The organism is Flavobacterium sp. N2038 (genome assembly GCF_025947185.1).
Classification (GTDB): Bacteria; Bacteroidota; Bacteroidia; order Flavobacteriales; family Flavobacteriaceae; genus Flavobacterium.
Genome location: NZ_CP110001.1, coordinates 1881961 through 1908217, shown reverse-complemented (window position 1 = coordinate 1908217; position 26257 = coordinate 1881961). Strand labels below are relative to the sequence as shown.

General features: G+C 33.1%; 21 protein-coding genes. 11 read left to right on the top strand and 10 right to left on the bottom strand.

Annotation, left to right across the window (positions count from 1 at the left end; translation table 11 throughout):
- Positions 1-357 precede the first annotated feature (357 nt).
- The gene (locus OLM51_RS08745) at positions 358-1470 is read left to right on the top strand and encodes a hypothetical protein (protein ID WP_264553935.1); all 1113 of its coding nucleotides are present in this window, start codon (positions 358-360) and stop codon (positions 1468-1470) included.
- A 73-nt stretch (positions 1471-1543) separates the two neighbouring features.
- Here OLM51_RS08745 and OLM51_RS08740 read toward each other — a convergent pair whose 3' ends face one another.
- Positions 1544-2023: a YybH family protein gene (locus OLM51_RS08740; protein WP_264553934.1), complete on the bottom strand. Its 480-nt coding sequence runs from the start codon at positions 2021-2023 to the stop codon at positions 1544-1546.
- A gap of 384 nt (positions 2024-2407) precedes the next feature.
- Here OLM51_RS08740 and OLM51_RS08735 point away from each other — a divergent pair, with 384 nt between their 5' ends.
- Together OLM51_RS08735 and OLM51_RS08730 are read left to right on the top strand one after the other, a co-directional pair.
- A complete protein-coding gene (locus tag OLM51_RS08735) occupies positions 2408-2851 on the top strand; it encodes a response regulator (protein ID WP_264553933.1) in 444 nt (147 codons plus the stop codon).
- Positions 2852-2864: 13 nt separating this feature from the next.
- Positions 2865-6107, top strand: coding sequence for a PAS domain S-box protein (locus OLM51_RS08730; RefSeq protein ID WP_264553932.1), 3243 nt, complete (start codon positions 2865-2867; stop codon positions 6105-6107).
- Between the two features lie 60 nt (positions 6108-6167).
- Here OLM51_RS08730 and OLM51_RS08725 read toward each other — a convergent pair whose 3' ends face one another.
- From OLM51_RS08725 to OLM51_RS08705, 5 genes are read right to left on the bottom strand one after another with little or no spacing between them, the layout of a single operon-like run.
- Positions 6168-7223 (bottom strand): AI-2E family transporter, encoded by a 1056-nt coding sequence (locus OLM51_RS08725; RefSeq protein ID WP_264553931.1) that lies wholly within the window; start codon positions 7221-7223, stop codon positions 6168-6170.
- A gap of 44 nt (positions 7224-7267) precedes the next feature.
- Complete coding sequence (locus tag OLM51_RS08720; protein ID WP_264553930.1) at positions 7268-7966, bottom strand: potassium channel family protein; 699 nt, start codon at positions 7964-7966, stop codon at positions 7268-7270.
- Between the two features lie 55 nt (positions 7967-8021).
- A complete protein-coding gene (locus OLM51_RS08715) occupies positions 8022-9590 on the bottom strand; it encodes an MFS transporter (protein WP_264553929.1) in 1569 nt (522 codons plus the stop codon).
- A gap of 2 nt (positions 9591-9592) precedes the next feature.
- Positions 9593-10654 carry an HlyD family secretion protein gene (locus OLM51_RS08710; protein ID WP_264553928.1) on the bottom strand — a complete coding sequence of 354 codons (1062 nt, stop codon included), beginning with the start codon at positions 10652-10654 and terminating at the stop codon, positions 9593-9595.
- Positions 10655-10665: 11 nt separating this feature from the next.
- Positions 10666-12006 (bottom strand): TolC family protein, encoded by a 1341-nt coding sequence (locus OLM51_RS08705; protein ID WP_264553927.1) that lies wholly within the window; start codon positions 12004-12006, stop codon positions 10666-10668.
- A 443-nt stretch (positions 12007-12449) separates the two neighbouring features.
- Here OLM51_RS08705 and OLM51_RS08700 point away from each other — a divergent pair, with 443 nt between their 5' ends.
- Positions 12450-14066, top strand: coding sequence for a L,D-transpeptidase family protein (locus tag OLM51_RS08700; RefSeq protein ID WP_264553926.1), 1617 nt, complete (start codon positions 12450-12452; stop codon positions 14064-14066).
- A 57-nt stretch (positions 14067-14123) separates the two neighbouring features.
- Here the strand turns inward: OLM51_RS08700 and OLM51_RS08695 are convergent, their stop codons facing one another.
- A complete protein-coding gene (locus tag OLM51_RS08695) occupies positions 14124-15119 on the bottom strand; it encodes a hypothetical protein (RefSeq protein WP_264553925.1) in 996 nt (331 codons plus the stop codon).
- A 347-nt stretch (positions 15120-15466) separates the two neighbouring features.
- Here OLM51_RS08695 and OLM51_RS08690 point away from each other — a divergent pair, with 347 nt between their 5' ends.
- The 6 genes from OLM51_RS08690 (at position 15467) to OLM51_RS08665 (ending at position 21566) form a co-directional block, all read left to right on the top strand.
- A complete protein-coding gene (locus tag OLM51_RS08690) occupies positions 15467-15658 on the top strand; it encodes a hypothetical protein (protein ID WP_264553924.1) in 192 nt (63 codons plus the stop codon).
- Between the two features lie 62 nt (positions 15659-15720).
- On the top strand, positions 15721-17415 hold the full coding sequence (locus OLM51_RS08685) for an ATP-binding protein (RefSeq protein ID WP_264553923.1): 1695 nt from the start codon (positions 15721-15723) through the stop codon (positions 17413-17415).
- 6 nt (positions 17416-17421) lie between these two features.
- Positions 17422-18090 carry a response regulator gene (locus tag OLM51_RS08680; RefSeq protein WP_264553922.1) on the top strand — a complete coding sequence of 223 codons (669 nt, stop codon included), beginning with the start codon at positions 17422-17424 and terminating at the stop codon, positions 18088-18090.
- 140 nt (positions 18091-18230) lie between these two features.
- Complete coding sequence (locus OLM51_RS08675) at positions 18231-19286, top strand: type I restriction endonuclease (protein ID WP_264554281.1); 1056 nt, start codon at positions 18231-18233, stop codon at positions 19284-19286.
- 88 nt (positions 19287-19374) lie between these two features.
- Positions 19375-19785 carry a hypothetical protein gene (locus OLM51_RS08670; protein ID WP_264553921.1) on the top strand — a complete coding sequence of 137 codons (411 nt, stop codon included), beginning with the start codon at positions 19375-19377 and terminating at the stop codon, positions 19783-19785.
- Positions 19786-20213: 428 nt separating this feature from the next.
- Positions 20214-21566, top strand: a complete 1353-nt coding sequence (locus OLM51_RS08665) for a GH1 family beta-glucosidase (RefSeq protein WP_264553920.1) — start codon at positions 20214-20216, stop codon at positions 21564-21566.
- A 132-nt stretch (positions 21567-21698) separates the two neighbouring features.
- Here the strand turns inward: OLM51_RS08665 and OLM51_RS08660 are convergent, their stop codons facing one another.
- Both OLM51_RS08660 and OLM51_RS08655 read right to left on the bottom strand, forming a co-directional pair.
- On the bottom strand, positions 21699-22064 hold the full coding sequence (locus OLM51_RS08660) for a hypothetical protein (protein ID WP_264553919.1): 366 nt from the start codon (positions 22062-22064) through the stop codon (positions 21699-21701).
- Between the two features lie 365 nt (positions 22065-22429).
- The gene (locus tag OLM51_RS08655) at positions 22430-23053 is read right to left on the bottom strand and encodes a hypothetical protein (protein WP_264553918.1); all 624 of its coding nucleotides are present in this window, start codon (positions 23051-23053) and stop codon (positions 22430-22432) included.
- Positions 23054-23857: 804 nt separating this feature from the next.
- Between OLM51_RS08655 and OLM51_RS08650 the strand changes: the two genes are divergently transcribed.
- Positions 23858-25579, top strand: coding sequence for a tetratricopeptide repeat-containing sensor histidine kinase (locus OLM51_RS08650; protein ID WP_264553917.1), 1722 nt, complete (start codon positions 23858-23860; stop codon positions 25577-25579).
- Positions 25580-25659: 80 nt separating this feature from the next.
- Here OLM51_RS08650 and OLM51_RS08645 read toward each other — a convergent pair whose 3' ends face one another.
- Positions 25660-26193: a 5' nucleotidase, NT5C type gene (locus tag OLM51_RS08645; protein ID WP_264553916.1), complete on the bottom strand. Its 534-nt coding sequence runs from the start codon at positions 26191-26193 to the stop codon at positions 25660-25662.
- Positions 26194-26257 lie beyond the last annotated feature (64 nt).

Below are 26257 nucleotides of genomic sequence, written 5' to 3'. Positions count from 1 at the left end.
AGTGGTATTTTAAAACTTACACCAAACAGCTTTTTAGAAAGACTGTTTTATTTTTATGCAAATTTATCGTGATGCTCCTTAAAAAACTTCCCGTAAAAAGCTTAAAAACAACACAATAAGACTTTTATAACAGTGCTTTTTCATCCTGATAATTTGAAGAAAGTCTTTAAAATAAAGGTTAAAAACCACATTTTTACTTCTGGTTCATTTTTACTTATACTACTCTTTTGTTTCTGTTTCGAAACAAAACTAACACATTGATTAGAAGAATTTTACAATACTAATTTTAACACTAATCCTTTTTTATCTGATTAATATTATCTAACTTGCATATAGCAAAATAAAAATCAACACATTATGAAAAAATTTCTATTCTTTTTTTTAGCAGTTGTGATTAGTTTATCAAGCCAATCTATTTTTTCTCAATCAGATGACAGTGTACCTCCTTTGAATCTTCCTGGAGATAATCTGGATCTATATGCTGTATTGACACTCTTTCAAAAGTCAAAAACTATTGAAGAATTCGAAACAGCGCTAAATAAAAAAGAAACTGGAATTAATAATCTGGATCTGAATCTGGATAAAAAAGTAGATTTTATAAAAGTCACTACCAAGAAAAAAGATAATTCTTTTACGTTTGTTCTTCAGGATGCCATCAGTAAAAGTGAAACTCAGGATGTAGCTGTCATTTTAGTCGATAAAGATAAAAATGGAAAAGTAAGCATTCAATGTGTTGGAGACGAAGATCTTTATGGCAAAAATTATGTTATTGAACCTAAAAGTACTGCAGCAGTTACTGCAAATCCTGCTTATCAGGGTTCTAATCCTGTCACAGTAAATGTTCCTGCTACAACAGTAGTGGTCGAATCTGCACCAATAGTACAATATGTATATTCACCTGCTTATGTGCCGTACTATCCGCCTTATTATTATGGTTATTACCCTCCTTATTTTGCTGCATTTACAGTTCTTGCGGTAGGTATTTATCGCCATAATAATTGGTATCATGGAGGTTATTATGGAGGACATTACAGTCGTAATACTGTAGTTATCAACAATAGAAACAGCATTAATCATTATAACAACAGTAGAAACAGATCCAATACAGTGGCAAACAATAATAGAAATGGAAACTACGGTAATCGTGCCGGCAATACAGGTGTCTCTAACCGAATGTCAAATGGTACAGGAAACAGGGCATCAACCGGAGTATCTGACAGAGCTTCAAATGGAGCCGGAAACAGAGCCTCAACAGGAATATCAGACAGATCCTCTTCTAATCGTCCTTCAGCCGGAACATCAGACAGAGGTGCATCAAATAGAAGCTCATCTATAGATCGTCCGTCAGCTGGAACATCAAATCGTAGTTCATCTAACTTTAATTCCGGAGGACGCACAAGATCAGGCGGAGGAGGTGGTTTTAGCGGAGGTGGCGGTTTCGGAGGCGGAGGCGGTGGTCGCAGACGCTAGAAGGAAACTCTATAAAATAAAAAGGGATTGAATAAATTTATTCAATCCCTTTTTATTTTATTGTTATCTTGTTTTAATTTGCCGGCATATCTGAAGCACTCATATCTCTAACACATACATATTTACCATCTTTCTTTTCAAACAAACTCATGTAATTTCCAGTAGAAACGGTTGTATTTGTCGAATCGACTACGCTGTAGGCACCTGTCTCAACGACCTGATTTCCGTCGGTCGACACAAAAACTTCAGTTGTTTTAAATGAAATTTTATTTGAATTTGCTACAACATCACTTTTTAAAAATTCTGTAATCGCCGCTTTTCCAACCAATGGTGCACGATTCTGGAAAAAAGTTATCGCATTGTCATCATAGTAACCGATACTTTTTATTTCGCCGGAATTATAAACAGTCGCAAATTCATCTTCCTTAGCCTGAATTTCTTTTTTTATCGCTTCTTTATCAACCACAACAGGTTCATCCTTTTTTGTATTGCAGGCAACGATAGAAGTTAAAGCACCCAACAATAAAATTCCTTTTAAGAGATTGTTTTTCATATATTTAAGGTTTTAAAACTATACCTTAAAAGTACTTATAAAAATTAAAATATCGCGTTATTTCTATAAAAAAATACTCGCAAATGAAAATGAAAAGTAAAAAAGTGTTTCTTTATTCCTAAAAATAATCTTACCTCTCTCTTTTAATTAAATTTAATTGCAAACTCTAAAAGCTCTCAATTATGAATTTTGCATCTAATAGCATAATTTAGCTATTTGGAATTAATTATTTCTTAAAAAATTAGCACTATATTAGCAGATAAAAAAGCTTATTATTGACAATTAACCAAGCAAATAAACTAGCCACATTAAGGGAAATATTTTATAATTATTGCTCTATTTCAATAAAATGCGCCTTTAAGTTAAATTTTATCCTACTATCTAATGAACAAACAGCATTATAATCTTTTACTAGCAGACGATGACGAAGATGATTGCTCTTTTTTTAAAGAAGCACTTGACGAATTATCGCTTCCTGTAACTCTTGTAACTGTAAATGATGGTGTGCAATTAATGGATTATTTAGCAGAAAATTCGACAAGTAATTTGCCTGATATTCTTTTTCTTGATTTAAATATGCCTCGCAAAAATGGCCATGAATGTCTCAAAGAAATTAAAGAAATTGATGCCCTGAATAAACTTCCCATAATAATTTTTTCTACCTCTCTCGATACAGAAATTGTTGATTTGATGTATGGTAAAGGAGCTACCCATTATATTCGTAAACCTGGTGATTTTTCTAAATTAAAAAATGTGATAGGCAAAGCTATTACAGAAACAAGTAGTTCAGAACAACCTGCCCGTGAACATTTTATTCTTCAACCCTAAATAGTTTTATAGAATGAGCCGTACAAATGAGAAATATTATTTTTTGAATGGCGGTGGCGAAATGGGAGAACTTATTCGTGCTAAAGACTGGAGTAAAACATCTTTAGGAAATCCTGATAGCTGGCCACAAAGTCTCTGTACCATGATGGCTGTTGTGCTTAACAACCCGATTGGAATGTATATAGCCTGGGGAGATCATTTTACACAAATTTACAATGACGCGTTTCGTCCAATTTTAGGTTTAAACAAACATCCGGAAGCATTAGGAAACAGCTCAAGAGAAACATTTTCAGAAATTTGGAACACAATAGGTCCAATGTTCGATGATGTTATGAATGATAAAGCAGTTGGTTTTTCTGATTTAAAATTAATATTAAACAGAAACGGATTTGATGAAGAATGTTATTTTAATTTCTCTTATACACCAATCAAAAAAGTAGACGGAAAAGTTGGTGGTATTTTGGTAACTGTAGTTGAAACCACCGAAAAAACTACGCAAATTCTGGGTCGAAAAAAGATTGAAGAAAGTGAACAAAAAATTAGACAACTAGTAGAAAATGCCCCTTTTCCAATTGCCTTATATGCCGGAAAAGAAATGATTGTAGAATTGGCAAACGAATCTATAATTAAAATTTGGGGAAAAGGAAATGATGTAATCGGGAAATCGTTTAAAGATGTGGTTCCGGAGCTGGATAACCAGTTGGTCTTTGAACAAATTAATACCGTGTTTGAAACCGGTCAGTCTTTCCACACAAAAAACACTCCTTTAGATTTGGTTGTAGACGGAAAACTCGATACCTATTACTTTAATTACAGCCTAACTCCTCTATTTGACACGAATGGAAAAATATTTGGGGTAATGAATACCGGAGTAGATCTGACAGATTTAAATCTTGCCAGAAAAAAAATAGAAGAGGCCAACAAACGTTTTAGAGACACTGTAAAACAGGCACCTATAGGAATTACCATTTTGCGTGGTCCTGATTTTATGGTCGAAATGGCAAATGATGCTTATTTAAAACTTGTTGACCGGGAAGAAGAAACCTTTGTAGGCAGACCCTTATTTGAGTCATTACCCGAAGTTAGAGAAAGCGTAAATATTTTTCTGAGCAATGTACTCACGACCGGAATTCCCTTTCACGGAAACGAAGTTCCAATTCCGTTAAACCGTTTTGGAAAACTACAAACTTCATTTTTTGATTTTCTTTATAATCCGCTGAAAGAAGAAAATGGAGAAATTTCAGGAATAATTGTAACCGTTACAGAAGTCAGTGAAAAAGTTGAAGCACGCAAAAAAATTGAACTTAATGAAGAAAGGCTAAAAATTATCGTTGATGCAAGCGAACTTGGAACATGGGAATTAAATTTAATAGAAAATAAAATTCACTATTCTGAGCGATATGTTGAAATTGTTACGGGCAGCAAAGACCATATTGATCTAAAACACGAGCAAGTACTTACCTACATTCATCCTGATGATTTAGCTATACGAAATCAGGCTTACAATGATGCTCTTATTTCAGGTTTGATTAATTATGAGTTAAGAGTAATCTGGGGCGATAAATCGATTCACTGGATTGAGGCCAAAGGAAAAGTTTATTTTGATACTGAAAAGAATCCGGAGAAATTGCTGGGTACAGTAAGAGATATTACAGAAGAAAAAAACCATCAACAGGAACTGGAAAAAAGCGAGAAACGTTTTCGTTCTTTGACAGAAAGTATTCCACAATTAATTTGGGAAACTGATGATAAAGGTAATTCTCTCTTTGCTTCCGGAAAATGGTTTGAATATACCGGAATTCAGCCTGCGGGAGAAGAAGTATGGAAAAGCATGATTCATCCCGACGATTATGACGAAAATGCAAAAATATGGGCTCATAGCTTAAAAACAGGTGAACTTTACAAATGCGATGTTCGCATTAAAAGATATGATGGCAACTACAGATGGCATACCGTAATTGGCGAACCTGTATTTAATGAAAGTAACAAAATTATAAAATGGGTTGGTGCTTTTACTGATATTCATACCGAAAAAGCATTTACTCATGAGCTGGAACAACAAGTAACTGCGCGAACCAGAGAACTAATCGTTATGAATGAATCGCTTCAAAAAAGTGAAGAGCGTTATCATTTAATGGTTGAAGAAGTACAGGATTATGCGATTCTATATCTTAATCGGGAAGGTATTATTGAAAACTGGAATTTAGGAGCCGAAAAAATCAAAGGCTATAAAGCGGAAGAAATTATAGGTCAGAATTTTGCTGTTTTTTACACTGAAGCTGATCGAAAAATCAATCTTCCTCAAACCCTGTTAAATCGTGCAACCGAACAGGGAAAAGCAAAACAGGAAGGCTGGCGTGTACGGAAAAACGGAAGTCTGTTTTGGGCAAGTGTAGTAATTACAGCCATTCATAATAAAAAAAGTCAGGTTATTGGTTTTTCTAAAGTGACCCATGATCTTAGCGAAAAAAAGAAGGCCGACGATAAAATCAGACTGAATGCACTGGAACTGGAACAAAAAAATACGGAACTCGAAAAAATGAATCAGGAGCTTCAGTCTTTTGCTTACATTTCAAGTCACGATTTGCAGGAACCACTCCGAAAAATTCAGACTTTTGTCTCACAAATTATAGCAAAAGAATATCAGAATCTAACTGATAACGGAAAAGAAAAATTTCAGCGAATGCAAAATGCAGCACAACGAATGCAAACACTGATTAATGATCTTTTATCCTATTCGCGCACCAATATTCAGGAAAGAATCTTTGTAAAAACTAATCTTTCTAAAATAATTGAAGATGTAAAAGAAGATTTAAAAGAAGAACTGGAACAAAAAAATGCTACAATAATTTCTGGCGAAAACTGCGAAGCAAACATTATTCCGTTTCAGTTCAGACAATTATTATATAATCTTGTGAGTAACTCGCTTAAATTTTCAGATCCGGATATTTTGCCCCGAATCAAAATTACCAGTAAAATTGAAAAAGGTAAAACACTAAATAATGATGCACTGGAAAATGAAAAAATGTATTGCCACATTGTAGTATCTGATAACGGAATTGGTTTTGAACAACAATACAGCTCCAAAATATTCGAAGTATTTCAGCGTCTACATGGAAAAATCGAATATACCGGAACCGGAATCGGACTGGCCATTGTAAAAAAGATTGTTGAAAATCACAACGGAATTATCACCGCAACAGGCGAGCTTAACAAAGGTGCTATTTTTGACATTTATCTGCCAGCAACAGAATAAAATACGATTGGCAATTGAATTGAATTGAATTGCCAATCATTTATTTATTAAAAATTCGTTTTAAACAGGCTGGTCATCAAGCCAGGCAATAAATAATTTGTAACCAATAGAAAACACGATTGGCCCTACAAACAAGCCTATGAATCCCGACATTATAAAACCTCCAATAACGCCCAGAAAAATAATCAGCATGGGCACCAAAGCACCTTTACCTAGTAAAAGAGGTTTTAGAACATTATCCGAAAGTCCGCTAATGATAAAGAATATCGTCCAGAAAATGGCGTGACCTGAATCTCCCAAAGAAAACAGATAAATAATTACACCAATATTTATAATGATCGGGCCTATTTGCAAAATGGAGAAAATAAGGCATATCAGCGTTAATAATCCGGCATATGGAATGTCTGCCAAGTATAACCCAAATGCCTGAATAATAGTCTGGATAACGGCCACACCAAGAATTCCTTTTACTACCTGATGGATAGTTGAAACTGTAATAACTTCAATTTCGTCTGCCTTGTTTCCGGCAATTTTTCTTATCAGCTTGGTGACTAAATTCTTAGCATCGGTTGAAACCAATAGAATTCCCGCAATAATTACAGAAAGGATAAATTGCAGAAAAGCCATTCCGGAACTAAGTACACTTTCCATCACTTTTTTGGCCATTTCTTTTATTTGCGCATCGTATTTAATCATTCCCTTTTGCAAATCAGAAGACAATAAATGCAGGAACTCATAGAGCGGTTTTCCAATAACAGGCCAGTCTTTTATATTTTGACCCGGCGGTGCAATTTTGAGCGTTCCCGCATCGAGACTGCTTTTTAACTCTACAAAATTACTTATCGCTGAACTTAGAAAATAAATAACCGGTAAAATCATCAAAGCCACTATTGTAACCGTAATCAGTACTGACGCCAAGGATTTTCTGCCTTTTAATTTTCTCTGAAGAAAATTAAAAAAGGGATAAAATATTACGGCCAGTATTATTGCCCAAAGTATCGGCATGAAAAACGGCAGCAGTAACATCAGACAAAACCCCACAATGAGCAAAACAAAAACCAACTGCAAAATAGTCCCGAAGAGTTCTTTTTGTTTGGTAAGACTAGAATTTTCCATTTTTGTGTTTTTTAATTAGATATATAATTCGATTTGTTTGTTTCTTACGTATTTCGTTTTTTGTCTCTGGAGAAATTCGCATCGGCAACGAGTCTTCCAATTAAAACAACGGGATATAAAACGCCCGTTAAGACTTCTAACTGAACCAGAGATCTTGCTAAAGGATGAAGCGGAAGTATGTCTCCAAATCCTGTAGAGGTAATTGTGACATAACTGAAATATAAAAAATTGGCCTGTTTACTGTTTATTTCAAACTTAATTTCGGGCATTTGAAAAGCTCCGTCGATATTATTAAAAATAAACAGATACATTACACTCCATAGATTTACTAAGAGCATATAAACAACAATCGACCCCACAATACGATGCACGTTTACCGGACCAGATTCGAGAACTTTAGCCAAAACCAATGCAATCAAAAGCAATATCGAAAGTACAGACAGACAAAAATCTATTATAAGAATAAAGTCGTCTTTTTTAAAAAAGCTAATCCATTCAAACAAAATAAATAAGAATGGAATAACCGAAATGCGAATCGCCTGCTTTTTATCTTTTGCCAAAGAAATAATTCCGGCCAGAAGAAACAGCATCCAAAAGATACTTAGCACTACCATAAAAGACAGGTAACTTCCAAATAACGGAGTGATAATAAAATGCATGAGAACAAGTAATAGCAACATACCATTCATACCACTTTCGCGATCCCAGAAACGATAGAAAAAACGATCTTTTTTTACTTTCATAACACTAACTCTATTTTAAATTAAAAAGAATTCAAATCTATTTTACCTCAGCTTTTTAAACCGGAATTGGCTCTACCTCTACCCTGCCAATTGGTCTGCGCCAAAGTCTAAACAACAAAATAATTAAAACAGGCAGGAAACATATTGCTGCCATTACCAGATAAATGTCTTTATACGCCAGTAATACAGAAGCCTGTGCCGTTTGATTGGACAAGCTTTTTTCTGCTTTTTTCTGTGCTTCGGCCTCAGACAATCCCATATATAAAAATTTATTTTTGGTACTTGTTAACTGCTTCTGCGCTTCCTGATTCAGATTTGTAAGTTGCTGGCTGAGTCCGGTTTTGTGCTGTACATTGAGATTCGAAATGTAGGTTCCCAAAATGGCGCTCCCTAATAAAGATGCGATAACTGCCTGTGCAATAACTCCGCTCATCATCCGTGATCCACTGAGTTTTGGAGGAACTCCTTCTGAAATATATAATAATGAAATCGGGAAAAGAAAACCTGTCCCTAATCCTTTGAAAATAAGCGGCAAAAAGAAATCTGTTGTATCTATTCCGGGATAAAACCTAAAAAAAAGAATGATATGGTACAATCCAAAACAGGCAAAACCTGTAATAAAAATAGTCGCAAGATAAATGCGCTTATATAACAGATAGGTTGATAGGGGCATGGCAATCGAAATGCCTATTAATAAAGCTAAATGGGTTTGTGAGCTGGTTACAGAATCAAATCCCAGGACGTTATCCATATAACCCTTTACCACAGTTCCTGTCCCATTCATTACACCAATATAAAACATTACAAAAGCGCCAATAACTACATTTTTATGACGATAAACAGCGGGATCAATTATAGGATCTTCGGTATAACGCACATGTAGCAGATAAATCCCTGCAATTACAAACAGAAAAGCACATGCCAATTGTATTTTAGGATCGCTTAACCAGTTTCGGCTTTGACCTTCTGCACAAAGAAAAAGAATCACTGTAAAAAACAAGATCATAATCAGCCAGCCACTCCAGTCAAACTGAAACTTTCCTTTCATAGGCGCAACATCGGCTTTATAAAAATACCAGGCTAAAATAATTCCTATCAAAAAATTAATATTGAGAAAGTAAATTCCAAAAGTCCAATTGTAAAAACTGGTGAAATGTGCTCCCAAGAATTGATAAACGTGCTGGCTTCCTTTTTGAATAAACTGAAGAATGCCATACAGCAAAGCCATATTAAAAACCGGATTGTATTTTAATAAAATAGGAATCATTGAGGCAAAAATTCCAATAACCGAAACTACAGCCAATAAGGATCTGAAAAAGGTAAACCACCCTATCGATGTTACAAACAATGTTGCGCTGTTGAATATTATCGATAAAAAACTGGCCGATAAAATAAGTGTACGCACCGGAATTTGTTTTCCCAGTTTTAATCCCAAAGGCAGAAAAGCCAGCATGGCAAAAATGGGAATGTACAACGAATATGTAAATGCAGTGGTAGATTCTCCAAAATGTCCAAGAATCTGCGAGTTATCATAAGAGGTTACGTTTATGCCATTAAAAAAAGGAATCGTAAGGATATACAATCCTATAAGTGTAAACAAACTTCCTTTTCTTCCTGCGATCATCTTTATTTTTTTACATCAACTGTTACATTCATTCCTGGTTTTACTTCCTGTAAATCCTTAGCCGAAGCTTCAAATTCAATTTTTACCGGAATTCTTTGGGTAATTTTCACGAAATTCCCAGTTGAATTATCCGGTTCTACCATCGAAAACTTTGCGCCGGTTGCAGGCGAAAAATCAACTACTTTTCCTTTAAACTCCTTACCGTCAAGAGCATCAATCGTAATAATAACCTGTTGCCCTTGTTTTATTCGTTCAATCTGAGTCTCTTTAAAATTGGCCGAAACCCATAATTTTTGGTTCAGCACAATCGTTGCAACAATCTGATTTGCATTGATTAATTCGCCTATTGACAAATTACGTTCGCCCACAAAACCATCTGTTGGTGCCATAATACTGGTATACGAAAACTGAAGCTTTGCCGCATCGAGATCTGCCTTTTTTCGGGCAACCGTTGCTCTTGCCGACTCCAGATTAATATTACTCTGCCTGGTTATAGAAGTGCTGGCTTCTAATTCTTTTTGACCGGCTTTGAGATATGCTTCATCCGAGTGCATTTTTGATACTACCTGATCGTACTGGTTACGTGTTACAGCCGAGTCTGCATACATATTTTTAAATCGCTGATAATCTTTTTCTGCCTTTTGTAAATTAGCCAGATCGCCTGCCAATTTTGCTTTACTCGCTGCCTGATTCGAAATTGATGTAATTATAGTTTGTTCCAGCGAATGAAGGTTTCCTTCGGCGACAGCCAAATCTGCTTCGGCCTGTTTTACTTTTATACTATATTCTGAATCATCAAGAACAACCAATGTATCTCCTTTATGAACAAACTGATTTGCCTCAAACCTAATTTCTTTAATATGTCCCGTTGCTCTGGCAGTCACATTATTCATATAAGCCTCAACCTGTGCATTGTTGGTCGATTCGTGGTTATTGAAATCAAAAAACAAACTTAAAATCCAAAAAACTCCTGCGATTAAAAAAATAAAAGACAGTACGGTTAAGACTGTATTTCTTTTTTTATCCGATTTCTGAATTTCTTTTGGCGTAGTTTCTTCGCTCATATTATTTTTATTTAGAGTTTGCCCATTGCATACTGCAAAGAATAATATTGAATTATTAAATCTAAATTGGCATTGACCAATGATATTTTTGAATTATTTAATTGAAGTTCAGCATCTACCATATCACTGATTAAAGCAAAATCATTATCGTAACGACTTTTGACAATCTTGTAATTACTTAGCGACAACTCAACATCTTTTTGATACGTTGTAATGTTTTTTTTACTTTCTGCAAATCGTATAAAAGCGGTTTTTACTTCGCGGTCAATCTGATCTTTTGTCGCCTCTAAAGCGATACTGTTTTTATCGATTTGAAACTTATCTGCTTTAATGCGATGTTTTATATTATAAAAACTGGACACATCCCAATTTAAAGAAAGTCCTGCTGCCCAGAAATTAACAATATTGAGATAACTGGGCCATTGTGCCGGGTATTCAGAATTTAAAATAAGACTGGCATTGATATTGGGCTTAAAACCACTTTTGGTAAGGCTTAAGGATGATTCTGATAATTTGACGTTTAATTCCGCTCTTTTTATTTCCATTCGGTTTTGAAAAGCTTCCGAAAGACTTTTCTGCAAATCAACATCTGCAGTCGGAATCATGCTTTCGTTGACCTCAGGTTTCAAAATTGTATTCGTTGGAAGTCCAATTAAAATATCCAGATAATTACTAAAAAGCTCAACATTATTAGTACTTCTAAAAACCGAAACTTTAAAATTAGATTGTTGCAATTCTGTTCTCAACAAATCACTTTTAAGATTTTGTCCGTTTGCGACTCTGGACTTTAACTGACTTATACGAAGATCTGTATTAATAATATTTTGCTTTGTAACCTCAATCTGTCGATATAATTTTTCGAGTGTAAAATAATACTCTGCTATCGCATTTTTAACCTCAGCCTCGGTCATTTTAACGACTGTTTCCTGCATTTGAGAAATCAGTTTTTGTTGTTCAATTTTGTCATTTATTGCTCCGCCGGCATAAATAGGTACTGATGAAACAATATTTGCAAATCCCTGATGGTTGTAATAATCGACCTCAACCCTGTTTTCATAAAATCCGTCGTACAAGACAGGATTTCCTATATAGTTATATCCGGCGTTTAAGCCTATTCTTGGAACTTTTGCAATTTTGGCCTGATCAACATTTTCATTGGCAATGGCAACATCCACGTTTGCCATTTTTAATCTTCTGTTATTCTGGATTCCTAATAAAATAGCTTCTTCAAGCGTAATGTCTCTTGTTTCTTTTACATTTTCCAGCTGTGCAAAACCAATCGCAGGTCCAAAAATGACCAAACTCAAAATGATACATCTAAATTGCTTTTTCTTCGCTAAAAAATAATTCATTGGCATTTCATTATTTTTATTTAAACAACTGGATAAGCGGCACTAATAACTTTAGACGAAAGTCTGGGAAAATCTTTTTTAACAATTAAAGGGCTTCTACTTCAAATTCAAAGTACTGTTAAAAATTATGTTAAACTAAGTTAATATAAATGTAGCAATTATTTTATTACACTTTACTAAATTATTAATATTGAACAAATTAAAATTAAAATACTTAAATAAGACCTCAAAAAAATCAAAATTATTCTTTTAAAAAATTTTCAAAAAACAGTTTTTTTCTATTTTAATTTTCACTCTATAAAAAACTAAAATATTAAGATATTTTTTATAAATTTGAGTGATATTTAGAAAAACCTACTTTACAATATCAGCCTGCCCCCAAGTCATTTTTTATATTTCGTTTTGTTTTTTTTCTAAGATTTAGTAACGTAAAACATAAAAAAATGAAAAACTTTACTCGTGCAGCAATTCTTTTGCTGAGCCTTTTTTTTGTTACCTCTTTTGCCTATTCCAACAATGATCTAAAAAAAGCCATTAGCTATTTAGACACAAAAATTCCTTTAAATTATGGCGGACCTGCAATCGACAATGCAGCTCTTGTAGCCTTTTTTAAAAAATATTCTGATTTAAAACCTTATCAAAATGATGTTACTGTCCTTTATAAAGACAAAGGATACAAATCTATTTGGTACGATGGAGACGATATAACGGAGTTCGCCTATCTCTTGTACAATAAACTCAATGCGAGTTATCAGGATGGTGTTGAGATTAAAATCCCTTACAAGAAAAAATATGACATTATTTTTAATGATGAGGGGACAGAAAAACTTTCGCAATCTGACACTGAATTTTTATTGAGTTCGATGTATATTCTGTATGCAAAAAACGTATTTGAAGGTATGAGTGCCGAGGGGCAGAAAAAAATAGAATGGTATTTGCCAAAGAAAAAAATATCTTACGACACTTTACTGGACTCTATTTTTAATAACCCCGAATTACTGGACAAAAATAAAAATGCACTATTTAGCCAATACTACAAGCTTCAGGATGCTTTAAAAAAATACCTTGCCATTCAGAAAACTAATGGATGGAAGAAAATCACCATGGATATTCCGTTTAAAGATTTAAGACCAGACGATACTTCTGCTACCATAGCACAGGTTAGAGAGCGTCTTGCGCTGATTGGCGATCTGGCTAAAGATTCAAAAAGCAATTTTTACGATCAGGAATTAATGGATGGTGTCATGAAATATAAATTACGTCATGCACTGACACCAAATTATATTATTGCAAAAGAGCATATCGATCAAATGAATGAACCCATTTCTGATCGTATTAAAACATTGATGCTTAATATGGAGCGTTGCCGATGGATTCCTCCGCAATTAGAAAAACAGAACGAATACGTTATGGTAAACATTCCGTCTTTTATGCTCTATTTTGTTAGAAACGGAAATTTCGATATTGTATCAAAAGTTTTTATAGGCACGCCATTAACCAAAACAACTATTTTTAGCGGGCAAATAGACCGCATTGTTTTTAGTCCGTACTGGACAGTTCCGCAAAGTATTGTTGACAATGAGTTAAAACTTAAAATGGCCGAAGACAAAAACTACTTAGCCGACCATAATATGGAAATGAGCAAAGGAAGGGTGAGACAAAAACCAGGTCCTGACAATGCTCTAGGATTGGTAAAATTTATGTTTCCTAATCCAAACGACATTTACATGCATGACTCGCCTTCTAAAACTTTGTTTGGGTTTGAGAAACGTATTTTTAGCCATGGCTGCATAAATGTTGAAAAAGCAAAAGATCTTGCAATTTCAATGCTAAAAGATTATCCGGAATGGACGCTTGATAAAATTAATGCTGCCATGAGCGGGGAGAAAGAATTACCTTTTATGCTGCCTAAAAAAGTACCCATCTACATTGGTTATTTTACTGCCTGGGTAACCCGTGACGGAGAAATTAATTTCTATGCTGATGTTTATAACAGAGACACGAGATTAAATGGTATTTTATTTCCTCAGGATACCTCTTATAAATCTGATCAGGAATAATAAAAGAATAAGTTACTAAAACCTCCAAAGAGTATTTTTTGGAGGTTTTTTTATTTTCTATTTACACTTAAGGCCTTTTCCGAAAACATATTTCCCTAAAATATGTCTTGTAACAGGTTTAAGCGAACTACTACTTTCAGGATGCCTTCCATGACTATTAAAAAAGTCAATGCCATTTGCTGTTTTTCCATACCAAATAATAGCCGTTCCGTTTTTATCAAAAAAAGTTGTGGTATCGCAAACATTTACTTTCTGCAGATTAACAAGGCTCTTATCTAAAATTTCAATACGAGCTGCTGTTCCCAAACCTTCAATTTTCAAATCGCAATCTACTTTTTCATAATGATCTCCAGACCATTGCATACATTGTTTTTGCGATGATGCAAAATATACTATTATGCACAATAAAAATAAACCAGCTGCAATTGCAATAAATCTTGATTTGCCTGATTTTGCTTTTGGTTCTTCTATTATATCATCAATTGGTTGTATTCCTGTTTGCGTTGGTTTTAGTACTATTTTCTCAATTTCTATTGGTTCAGATTCTGCCTCAGGAAAACTTGCAATTGAGTCCATAAAACTTACTGTCTCTTTTTTTTCTGTCACTTCAGTAACAGAAGCTTCTTTTTCCGGAACATTAGTGTTTCTTAGTTCATTTATCAATTTTAAATCCTCCTCGGCTAGTTCCTTCTTAAACTTATTAAAAGGCCTTGGCTGAAAATCTACCAGAATAGCCGCCAATTCGACAGTGCTAATATTGGCCGGATCTTTTTCTCCTCGATAAAAACCTCCCACTTTTTTAAATTTATTTGTGTACTTCTCTGACGTATTTTCCTCAGAAGTAAAATCTGTTCTGAAAAAACTACGATACACATTTAAATCATCACTTTTTGGATTTGAAGTAAAAATTTCCCAGCATAAATCCCTCAAAAGTGCCTGCGAAGGATTACTCAAATAATGCGAATGTTTTCCTTCCGATCTTTCAATTCTAAATTTATTTCTAATAGCTTCTTTGTAATCATTTTCAATTTTTTCCAGAGTAATTTTTTCCATAAGCATTCAGGATTTTCAGGATTTCTTATCGGATTTTTCAGGATTTTCCGGACTGGACAGGAAAGTTCGGACATCCCGGAATTCCGTATAAACATTGGCAAAAAACCGCCTTTACTTTGCCATAACAAAATCAGTTACTGTTCTAATTCGCGATTAAAACAAATGTACAAAACTGGTTCTATTAACAAGTGCGGAAAACCGTAAAACGGAGTTTATCCGGGAAGTATAAATAAAGTTTTATAGTTCTACGCACTTCACTTCCCAAGCAAGTTGGCACTGCCCTAACAAAGTTCAGAACCTTTTTGAACGGCAATGCCCTTTATCTAAATTTTAAATCATAAAAAAAAATGAAAACACTATTTACATTGGGAGCGTGCGCGCTATTGAGTCTGACAATTTTTTCTTGTACAGCTGATGAATTGGAAACGGCGGAAACTAAAACTGAAATAAAAAAAGATCCAATTCCTATAAACACTACGCAGGCAACAGGCCCGGATGACGATCCTGTTATTGTACCGCCACCACCAAAAAAACCATAATTTAAAACGAATAAAAGCTGGTAATTTATAATAAATTACTATTTTCGGGGAAAGTACCATTTATGATACGATCCCCGTTTTTTTATATATTAATTGTTCTCTTCTTCTTTTCTTGTAAAGATGAAACAATTGTTTCTCCTAAAATTGATCTTAACCGAGATAAAGCATACAAGATAAGAGATCAGGGTATTTCAGACCTTCAAAATAAAAATTACAATAGTGCTTTTTACAATTTTAATAAATCAAAAATAGATTTTGAAATTTCAAAAGACAGTGCCAATATTGTTTACAACTTAATTCAAATGGCCTCTATTCAACAGATAAATGGTGATTATTATGGTAGCAAAGAAACCTTAACCGAAGCACTACCCTACGTTAAAAAAAAAGATATTTATACCGTTTCTATTAATAACTTTTTTGGAATTGCAGATAAAGAACTTTCCTTTTATAATGATGCAATTTTTTATTATAATGAAGCGATTAAGGATGCTAAAAATAATGCATCAAAATTCTCTCCTTTAAACAATATCGCAGTTGTATATATCGAGCAGAAAAAGTATAAAAATGCAATCCAGCTTTTAGAATCTATTTTAGATGAAAAACAAATTTCAAAATCCAGTGAGGCAAGAGTTTTAGACAATCTTGGTTTTGCCTATTTTAAAATTGGTTATCCTGATAAGGGATTGACTTTAATGAATGAAGGTCTGAAAATTAGAAATCAATCTCAAGATCTGTATGCATGTATTGGAAGTAATCTTCATCTGGCGGAATTTTTCTCTAAAACTAATATCCAAAAATCAAATGAATATGCTACAGAAGCTTATGAAATTGCAACAAAACTTCATAGTATTGATGAACGCTTAAAAGCATTATCGTTTTTGATTTCAAATGACTCCGAAAATCAAAACACTTATGTCAAAAAATTTGTTTTCCTGAATGACAGTATCATCAAAATCCGAAATAACTATAAAAACAAATTTGCCAAAATCAAATACGATTCTAAGAAGGAAAAAGATGAAAACCAAAAACTTCGTTTAGAGAATGCAGAGAATGAAGTTGCCCTGCAAAAAGCCGGGATTCAAAAAATCTTATTTCTTTCCGGATTCATTATTCTTTGTATTGTTCTCTTTTTTGTAAAGAAAAATCATCAAAACAAAACCAGAGTTATAAAACTAAAAACAGCTTATGATACTGAAACCAGAATTGCCAAAGACATTCATGACGAACTAGCCAATGATGTTTTTAATACCATTACTTTTACCCAGACACAACCATTAGAAATTGAAAACACAAAAGAAACTTTAATTCAAAAACTGGATCATATTTATGCGCGTGTACGCGGTATTTCGAGAGAGAATAATACTATCGATACCAAAGCCAATTTTGCCTCTAACTTAAAAGAAATGCTTTCTACTTACAATAGTGACCATACCAATGTTATTATTAATAATATCGAAAAAGTAAATTGGGATTTAGTTGATGAGTTTAAAAAAGTTACGATTCACAGAGTTCTACAGGAATTGATGGTGAATATGAAAAAGCACAGTCAGGCATCAATAGTTGTGGTAAAGTTTGAAAGCAACGGAAAAACAGTATTTATAGATTATACTGATAACGGTAAAGGGACCGAAAAAAATAAAATTGTAAAAAATGGTTTGCAAAATATGGAAAACCGTATTCTGGCCATAAAAGGAACTATTACTTTTGACACTGAACCCGATAAAGGTTTCAAAGTAAAAATTTCCATGCCTAAATAATTATCTATGTTTAAAAAAGTACTAATTGCAGAAGATCTTGATGCGATCAATTTAGGAATTCAACAAGTTCTTAAAGATTTGGATATTGCAGATTTCCAACATTCAAAATATTGTGATGAAGCATTTTTAAAAATACGGGCAGCTATTAATCAAAAGGAACCGTATGATTTATTAATCAGTGACCTTTCGTTTAAAGCTGATCATCGCGAAATAAAAATTGCCAGTGGTGATGAACTAGTTCAGAAAGTGCGCGAAATTCAACCTGATATTAAAATTCTGGCTTATTCTGTTGAGGATAAAAGTTATCGTATTAAATCACTTTTTGAGAATGCTGATATTGATGCCTTTGTAATAAAAGGTTTAAATAGTATCGAAGAACTAAAAAAAGCAATTCATTTAATATCAACTTCGAATGAAAAATTTATTTCAACGGAAGTAGCATCGGCCTTAAAGGAAAAAAACAACTACGAAATTGATGATGTTGATATCAAAATTCTAAAGTTCTTATCTGACGGAACTTCACAGGATGAAATTATAGATATTTTTAAAAGTACTGACACAAAACCCAACAGCAAAAGTGCCATAGAAAAAAGATTATCTAAACTAAAAGACTTTTTTAAAGCTAACAATACTGTTCATTTGGTAGCCATTGCCAAAGATATGGGTATCGTTTAGAATTTTCCATTTCACAATTATGTCAAGCTCCTTCGGGAGCTTTTTTATTTCTATAATTAATTCTACGGATTATGGATTTCCGTAATACACTGGTTTTTATTGGTTTTACTTTTGGGTTATTAATTTCAAACCAACAACCAATGGAAATCAATATTCAACTAAAATCATTAGCAGACAAAATCAATCAGCTAAAAAGTAAAATTGAAACTGAGGAATCTACAAAACATGCCTTTGTTTTGCCCTTTATAAACATTTTGGGATATGACGCTTTTAATCCTCTTGAAGTAGTTCCTGAATTTACAGCAGATCTGGGTTTAAAAAAAGGAGAAAAAGTCGATTATGCGATCTTTCAGGATGGTGAGCCCATAATGATTGTGGAATGTAAAAGCTGGAAAGAAAAATTAACGGTTCATAACTCGCAGCTATTCCGTTATTTCCATGTTACAAAAACAAGGTTTGCACTTTTAACGAATGGAATTAATTATCAGTTTTTCACTGATTTAGATGATCAGAATAAAATGGATGAAAAACCATTTTTAGAATTTGACATCTGTAATCTAAAAGAAAATACGATAAACGAAATCGCAAAATTTCATAAAGCCAATTTTGATGTAAATAATATTGTAAGTAACGCAAGTTCATTAAAATACATTAAAGAAATTAAAAAGCTTATAAATGCCGAATTAGAAAATCCTTCTAACGATTTTACAAAACTATTTGCAAACAAAATATATGCAGGAAGATTAACTGAAAAAGTCGTAGATGAATTTAAAGATTTAGTTCAAAAATCAGTCAGCCAGTTTATCAATGATAAAATTAACGACCGATTAAATGCTGCTTTAACCAAAGAAACAATTAAACAACAGGACGAAGAAATTACAACGGTTGAAGATGATAATAAAATTAATACAACCGAAGAAGAACTTGAGGCTTATCGTATAGTGGTTGCCATCTTACGCCGAAAATTGCCAACAAGCAGAATTGTTCATCGTGATACACAATCTTACTTCGGGATTTTACTAGATGACAACAATAGAAAACCGCTGTCACGACTTCATTTAAATGGCAGTAAAAAACACATTAGCCTATTTAATGACAACAAAAATGAAGTTAAAATCGCAATTTCATCAATTGATGATATCTATCAATATGAGAAAGAATTGCTGGAAACGGTTGCTCTTTACGAAACGGAATAAATTCCCGTATAACTACTTATTTTAAAGATCTTAATTCTAATTAGATTTATCCCGACTTTCTAACCAAAAACCTTAATCTAAATCGCCTATGAAAAAAAACTACTTTATCTTAATTTCATTACTATTTTTATTCTCCTGCAAAAGAGCCACTGCACCGCAAACAACGCAAATAAGTACATTTTACAAAGCGGCAGTTACAACTGATGATCGCAAAACTATTACTCCAGAAGAAGCTAAAACGTATCATCTGGACAAAAAGTATCACTATGAATACAGAACCGGAAATCCAGGACATTATGAGTATAATTATGATGTAAAAGGAGTAAATACCAAAGGCGATTCGGTTTTTGGGAATATCAATGTTCAGGATAAACTCGGTGCTGGTGTATTAATTAGTGACAGCCTTCCCGATATTGAAATTAAAACAGAATGGATCTCCTACGGAAAATTAAAAGCAATTGACAATAACGGGAATGAATACAGCTTAATGGTTAAATAAGTCTCTCTATGAAATATACTTTACTTCTTTTATTTGTTTTATTAACGTCTTTTAGCCCTCCCGAAACTAATGTTTTTATTTGTGGACCAAGCGGAGCAAAAAAATACCATTACAGCGAAAACTGCAGGGGTTTGAGCGCCTGTCGGCACGAAGTTGTAAAAACATCGCTAAAACAGGCACAAGGTTACGGTCTCACTCTTTGCGGATGGGAGGATTAAAAAGCTTTTCTTAAAATCATTTAATCATTTGATAATAATCACTTTACAATTAATTCACATTAGTTTTATTAATTTGAATAAAACTAAAAGTTATGAAATTCTTTAATCTAAATTTTCTGGTTTCATTCAAAGAGTGGCTTTTTTTAAGAGCAATGCAATCTTCTTTCCTGCATTAATAAATCATAGTTATTAAAAGGAAAGTATACTTGAATGAATAAAATTGAAAAGTCATTTCTAAACAAAAACCAATTTGGTGAAGATTTCTTGTGGGGTGTTTCTACCGCTGCTTTCCAAATTGAAGGTGCTCATGATGCAGATGGAAAAGGTTCTTCTATTTGGGATGTTTTTACAGCTCAAAAAGGAAAAATTAAAAATGGTCATCATGCAATAACTGCCTGTGATTTCTACAATTCTTACCAAACCGATATTGATTTGATTCGGGAATTAAACATTCCGAATTTTCGATTTTCAATTAGCTGGACCAGAATTATGCCAACCGGTATTCATCCTGTAAATCAGGCGGGAATTGATTATTACAATAAAATCATAGATTCTTTACTGGCACAAGGTATCGAGCCCTGGGTAACCCTTTATCATTGGGATTTACCGCATGCACTCGAAGAAAAAGGCGGTTGGACCAATCGGGAATCGGTTTCATGGTTTTCAGAATACGTAGACGTTTGTGTAAAACACTTTGGCGATCGTGTAAAAAACTGGATGGTAATAAATGAACCTTCTGTTTTTACAGGAGCAGGTTATTTTTTAGGTATTCATGCTCCGGGAAAAAAAGGTATTACAAACTATCTAAAAGCGATGCATCATGTAACTTTGGCTACAGTTGCCGGTGCAAAAAAAGTTCGAAACAACATTCCGGATGCTAATATAGGAACTACTTTTTCCTGTACCCATATTGAACCTTTCTCTCAAAGTCAAAAAGATGTTGAAGCCGCAAAACGTGTTGATACTTTGCTGAACAGAACTTTTATTGAACCACTTTTAGGTCTGGGTTATCCACAGGACGATTTGTCGGTTCTAAAAAAATTAAATAGCTACATTTTACAAGACGACCTCAACAATCTGTCTTTTGATTTTGATTTTATCGGCCTTCAGTGTTACACCAGAGAAGTTGTAAAATCCTCTATACTGATTCCATATATTGGCGCCGAATTAATTAGTGCCGAAAAAAGAAATGTAATTTCTACAGAAATGGGCTGGGAAGTTTATCCTCCGGCTCTATATCATATCTTAAAAAGATTTAACAGCTACAAGGGCATCAAAAAAATTATAATTACCGAAAATGGTGCTGCTTTCCCTGATACTGTAAAAAATGGGAAAGTACATGACATTAAGCGCACTCACTTTATTCAGGATCATTTGGAACAAATTTTAAAAGCCAAGGAAGAAGGCCTTAACGTAGACGGCTACTTTGTCTGGAGTTTAACGGATAATTTTGAATGGGCAGAAGGCTACAACGCCCGATTCGGATTAATTCACGTGGATTTCGAAACACAAAAAAGAACCATTAAAAATTCAGGATTGTGGTTTAAAGATTTTCTTTCCTAGATTATTTAACCGTAAAGCACACAAAGAATAAACGCAAAGTTCGCAAAGCTATTTAAAGATAAAGCTTTGCGAACTTTGCGTTTTATTTCACTGGTCAAAAATAACTTTGCGTGCTTTGCGGTTAAAAAACTTTTAACGAAACCTATATTTATAGTTCTGCTTTAAAATTCCGATATGTATTTTGCCATCATTTTTTAAATGAGCTACCACTTTAATATATTTTTCTTCGGGATATTTTACATCAAAACTAAAGGTCGTATCTTTTACTTTAACCTGAAGCAGATGCTTTCCTTCGCCTGATGTTGCAAATTCCACAGTTTCATACGTCGGCATTGCATTGGTTGCTTTTAAGTTAATTTCCTGTACTTTCTCTTTATCCAGAAATACTTCCAGTTTTAGGTTATCAAGTTTCATATTTGTTGGCTGTTCAAACGATACAACATATTTTTTACAACCAAAAGTGCATAAGACAATTAATAATAGTAGAAGCTTTTTCATAAGATGTTTTTAAACTGATAATTACTGGAAATCAAAATCTATTTTTTAGGTTTTATAAATATATAAATTTACTACAATTCAGCTATAAGAAAAACAAATTTTACTACTCCCAAAATTACTATTTAACAATACAAAAATTATCAAAAAAAAATCGCTATTTCAGCACAAAAAACCTTTATTTTATTGATATTCATTAGGTTTAACGAGTTTTTTTTCTTATCTTTATAGTGTAAATAACAGTAAATATATGCCGAAAAACAAACTTTTTAAATGCCTGAATTACACTTCAAAAAATCATTCTTTTTATCGCTTCTCCCTTTTTATTTTTCAAAACCCTTTCCGATTTCATTTCGAAATTTTTGTGGTTAATCTTTTTTCTGCACAAAGTATAAACATGCAGAAGACACCAGAGCAACAGCTCCTATTGCAATCGTAATTATTTTACGGGGATATATTTTCTGAGCCATTTTTTTAGAAAATAAACCCTTAAAATTCATCAAAAGATTTCCTTTTTTAGGAACCTCTTTCGACTCTTCATTTTCATTATTCACCAAAACATTTTTCTCTATGCCAACTTTTTCAATCACTACACCCCTGCCGACTCTTTCAATTTGTTTTGCTTCTTCAATTCTGCACTTTTCATTAAACTTTTTAAAAGGGCGTGGCTGAAAATCGACCATAATTGCCGCAAGATTTATCGCATCAATATTTGATGGATCTGTTTCACTTTTAAAGAAAGTTTCAATAGGTCTGAATTTATCTTTTTGTTCTTTAAACTTATTTTTTTTGGAATGATCAAAATCTAAGCAGAATAAATTTTTAAACACATTCAAATCATCATGCGTTGGGTTACTTTCGAAAATTAGCCAACACAAATCGCGAAGTTTTCCGCGTGAGGGATTATACAAATAATCAAAGTGTTCTCCTTCTTTCTCGATCTCGTATTTAATCTTAATCGCTTTTTTATATTCTTCTAATGTATTATTCATCTACTAATTATTAAGAACTTCTTTTGATTGACTTTTTATTTTCATTTTTCACTAAAACTTTCCTCTCTATGACTTTATTTTCGGCCTCTAAAATTAAATCCTTACCAGTACTTTCAATTATTGTTCCAATTCGATATTATTTCTGCGATTTTTTTTAAAGTTCATAACCAACTTTTGTCGAACTTTTTGCATCTATTATAATAGAGATTTGTTTAGAATTAAATAACATTTAATAGATCAAATTACGCTTTTCAATTTATTTTTCGGGAATTCCCGGGAATCTCAGGAAAACGCGGGAATTCCGGGAATCCCTTATCAACAAAGGCTTAAAAGCTTCTTTTCTTTGCATCAGAAATTAGTTCAAGTTTTGTCTGCAGACTAAAACAAAAATATAAAACTAGTTCTAATTATCATTGTGGAAAACCGTAAGACCGGGTTTAATCGGGAAGTATAAATTACGTCTTACAGTTCTACACAATTTACTTCCCAAAATCAATTTGGTATTGTCACAAATAAACTCTGGATCATCCCGGACAGCAATACCTATGTCTAATTTCTAAATTAAATTAAAATGAAAAAAATATTACTATTCATAAGTTTCACGATATTGTTCACATTGTTTTCTTGTACTCCGGACGAGTACGAGACACAACCAAAAAGTAAAATAGAGAAAACTGATGGTCACGCAGGTTCGGATACCCCTGATGGTCCTGGTGATGGTCCTACTATACCTCCGAAAAAACCTTAATAAAAATATACTTTTAATATCTAATAAATTACTATTTTCGGGGAAAGTAAACTTATATGTTACGGTCCCCGTTTTTTTATTTTATTATTGCTCTTTCTCTTTTTTCCTGTAAAGAAAAAAAGGCCATTACTACTAACACTGAATCTTTACGAAAAGAGGCAATTAGTTTACGAGACAAAGGAGATGAAAATTATAAAAAACAAAACTTAAACACCGCATTTTACGAACTTACCAAATCAAAACAACTTTATGAAACTTTAAAAGACAGTATCAATATTGGGTACTGCCTTATTCAAATGGCATTAGTTCAACAAGTCAGTGGTGACTATTATGGCAGTAAGGAGACTGTGACTGAAGCATTACCATATGCTAAAAAAGATAAAGATTATTTAAGTTGTATAAATAATACATTAGGTATTGCCGATAAAGAACTTTCTCTTTACAATGATGCCATTTTTTACTATAAAGAATCCGTTAAGCAATCTCGAAATCTTGAAGAAAAGCAGTACCCTTTAAACAATATTGCGGCTGTCTATATGCAACAAAAAAAATATGACGAAGCAATTACTCTTTTAAAATTTCTTCTAGAATCTCCTGCAAGTAAAAAAATATTATTAGACAAAACTAAAGCAGCTAAAAAATCCAGATTTCAAGATAACTTAGGTTATGCTTATTTTAAGAAAGGATTGGATCAAAAAGGATTTGATTTAATGAGTGAAGGTCTTCAGACAAGAAAAGAAATTAATGATACTTATGGAAGTATTGAAAGCTATCTGCATCTTGCCGATTATTATGCTAAAAAAGATGTTCAAAAATCAGATAAAAATGCTCTTGAGGCCTACAAAGCAGCTACAAAACTAAATAGCGTTGATGAAAGACTGGAAGCACTGCAAATTTTAATTTCAAACAATAACGACCCTCATACCAGCAAATATACACAGCATTACTTTACACTTAACGACAGTATTATTAAGGTTAGAAATAACTTTAAAAACAAGTTTGCCAAAATTAAATACGACTCTAAAAAGGAAAAAGAGGAGAACGTAAAGCTTCGTTTAGAGAAAGCAGAAAACCGTTTATCACTGCAAAGAGCCAAATATCTCCGAATTGTCTTTGTGATTGCTTTTGCTTTTTTTGTCGTTTTAATAGTTGTTTTAATACGCTATTATAAAAATAAAAATAAGGCCATCGAATTTAAAAGTTCGTATGATACCGAAACCCGGATTGCCAAAAAATTACATGATGAACTGGCAAATGATGTATTCCAAGTAATAGCTTTTGCCGAATCTCAGCCATTGGCCAAAGAAAACAGCAAGGAGAATCTTCTTCAAAAATTAGATGATATTTACGAACGTGTTAGAGGAATTTCTAAAGAAAATAATAAAGTTGATCTTGGCATCGCTTTTACAAAAAGTATAAAAGAAATGTTTTCTGCCTATAATACCAGCAAAAGAAATATTATTGTTACTAATTTAGAAAGTATAGACTGGGAAATTATTGACGACATAAAAAAGATTACCATTGGCAGGGTTTTACAAGAATTAATGGTAAATATGAAGAAACACAGTAAAGCAGCTCTTGTTGGAATAAAATTTGAAACTGATCAAAAATCAATCCTGATAAACTACACCGATAACGGAGTAGGTTGTGAAAAAACAGAGATTGCAAAAAATGGCCTCCAAAATATAGAAAACCGTATTCAGGCCGTTAAAGGAACTATTGTTTTTGACACGGAACCTGATAAAGGATTTAAAGCAAAGATTTCTATACCTAAATAAATTAAAATATAAAAAACCTTTCAGGAAATTCCCGAAAGGCTTTTTTCTTCAAAAAACAATAAAATTATAATCTCTAGAGCTTATAATGTTTCGTTTAAAACGGCAACCGCTTCTTTCCAGTTATTTACTCTTAAATGATGTGTTTGGTTTACGTTATGAAATGCTGTAAACATAATAGGTTTACCCATGCAGTAGTCTAAATTTTTACAGTGATCATCGATTAAATAATCGGTATTGATGATTCTTTTGCTACCACATAAAACAATATTTTCCCATTTAATAAAAGGGAAGTGTTCGCCAAGCCAGGCCACTTTCTCAGCAAGAGAAACCGGAAATTCTGTTGCGGCAGAAACAATAAAAATCTCAAAATTCTTTTGTAACTCACGCAGACTTTCAACAGCATCGGGCATAACGGGCAAGGTTCTAAAAAAATTATCCTTATTTAAAATTTCAAATAATAAACTTCTGTCTTTAAAAGCATTCTCCTCGCTTAAACCCTGAATACTGTCTTTCGTCAGTTTTGTTCCGTTTGCTTTATTATAATGTTCAATTAATTGTGATTCTATATCGGCAAGTACGCCATCCATGTCAACGGCAATAGTTTTCTTTTTCATTGTGTTTTATTTTGCAACAAAATTACGCAAAAATTGCAAAATATTGCAATTTTTAATTTATTTT

Bases quoted from the DNA above. Each gene is read 5' to 3' on its own strand.
- OLM51_RS08745 (WP_264553935.1), top strand. From the start codon at position 358: ATGAAAAAATTTCTATTCTTTTTTTTAGCAGTTGTGATTAGTTTATCA.
- OLM51_RS08740 (WP_264553934.1), bottom strand. From the start codon at position 2,023: ATGAAAAACAATCTCTTAAAAGGAATTTTATTGTTGGGTGCTTTAACT.
- OLM51_RS08735 (WP_264553933.1), top strand. From the start codon at position 2,408: ATGAACAAACAGCATTATAATCTTTTACTAGCAGACGATGACGAAGAT.
- OLM51_RS08730 (WP_264553932.1), top strand. From the start codon at position 2,865: ATGAGCCGTACAAATGAGAAATATTATTTTTTGAATGGCGGTGGCGAA.
- OLM51_RS08725 (WP_264553931.1), bottom strand. From the start codon at position 7,223: ATGGAAAATTCTAGTCTTACCAAACAAAAAGAACTCTTCGGGACTATT.
- OLM51_RS08720 (WP_264553930.1), bottom strand. From the start codon at position 7,966: ATGAAAGTAAAAAAAGATCGTTTTTTCTATCGTTTCTGGGATCGCGAA.
- OLM51_RS08715 (WP_264553929.1), bottom strand. From the start codon at position 9,590: ATGATCGCAGGAAGAAAAGGAAGTTTGTTTACACTTATAGGATTGTAT.
- OLM51_RS08710 (WP_264553928.1), bottom strand. From the start codon at position 10,654: ATGAGCGAAGAAACTACGCCAAAAGAAATTCAGAAATCGGATAAAAAA.
- OLM51_RS08705 (WP_264553927.1), bottom strand. From the start codon at position 12,006: ATGAATTATTTTTTAGCGAAGAAAAAGCAATTTAGATGTATCATTTTG.
- OLM51_RS08700 (WP_264553926.1), top strand. From the start codon at position 12,450: ATGAAAAACTTTACTCGTGCAGCAATTCTTTTGCTGAGCCTTTTTTTT.
- OLM51_RS08695 (WP_264553925.1), bottom strand. From the start codon at position 15,119: ATGGAAAAAATTACTCTGGAAAAAATTGAAAATGATTACAAAGAAGCT.
- OLM51_RS08690 (WP_264553924.1), top strand. From the start codon at position 15,467: ATGAAAACACTATTTACATTGGGAGCGTGCGCGCTATTGAGTCTGACA.
- OLM51_RS08685 (WP_264553923.1), top strand. From the start codon at position 15,721: ATGATACGATCCCCGTTTTTTTATATATTAATTGTTCTCTTCTTCTTT.
- OLM51_RS08680 (WP_264553922.1), top strand. From the start codon at position 17,422: ATGTTTAAAAAAGTACTAATTGCAGAAGATCTTGATGCGATCAATTTA.
- OLM51_RS08675 (WP_264554281.1), top strand. From the start codon at position 18,231: ATGGAAATCAATATTCAACTAAAATCATTAGCAGACAAAATCAATCAG.
- OLM51_RS08670 (WP_264553921.1), top strand. From the start codon at position 19,375: ATGAAAAAAAACTACTTTATCTTAATTTCATTACTATTTTTATTCTCC.
- OLM51_RS08665 (WP_264553920.1), top strand. From the start codon at position 20,214: ATGAATAAAATTGAAAAGTCATTTCTAAACAAAAACCAATTTGGTGAA.
- OLM51_RS08660 (WP_264553919.1), bottom strand. From the start codon at position 22,064: ATGAAAAAGCTTCTACTATTATTAATTGTCTTATGCACTTTTGGTTGT.
- OLM51_RS08655 (WP_264553918.1), bottom strand. From the start codon at position 23,053: ATGAATAATACATTAGAAGAATATAAAAAAGCGATTAAGATTAAATAC.
- OLM51_RS08650 (WP_264553917.1), top strand. From the start codon at position 23,858: ATGTTACGGTCCCCGTTTTTTTATTTTATTATTGCTCTTTCTCTTTTT.
- OLM51_RS08645 (WP_264553916.1), bottom strand. From the start codon at position 26,193: ATGAAAAAGAAAACTATTGCCGTTGACATGGATGGCGTACTTGCCGAT.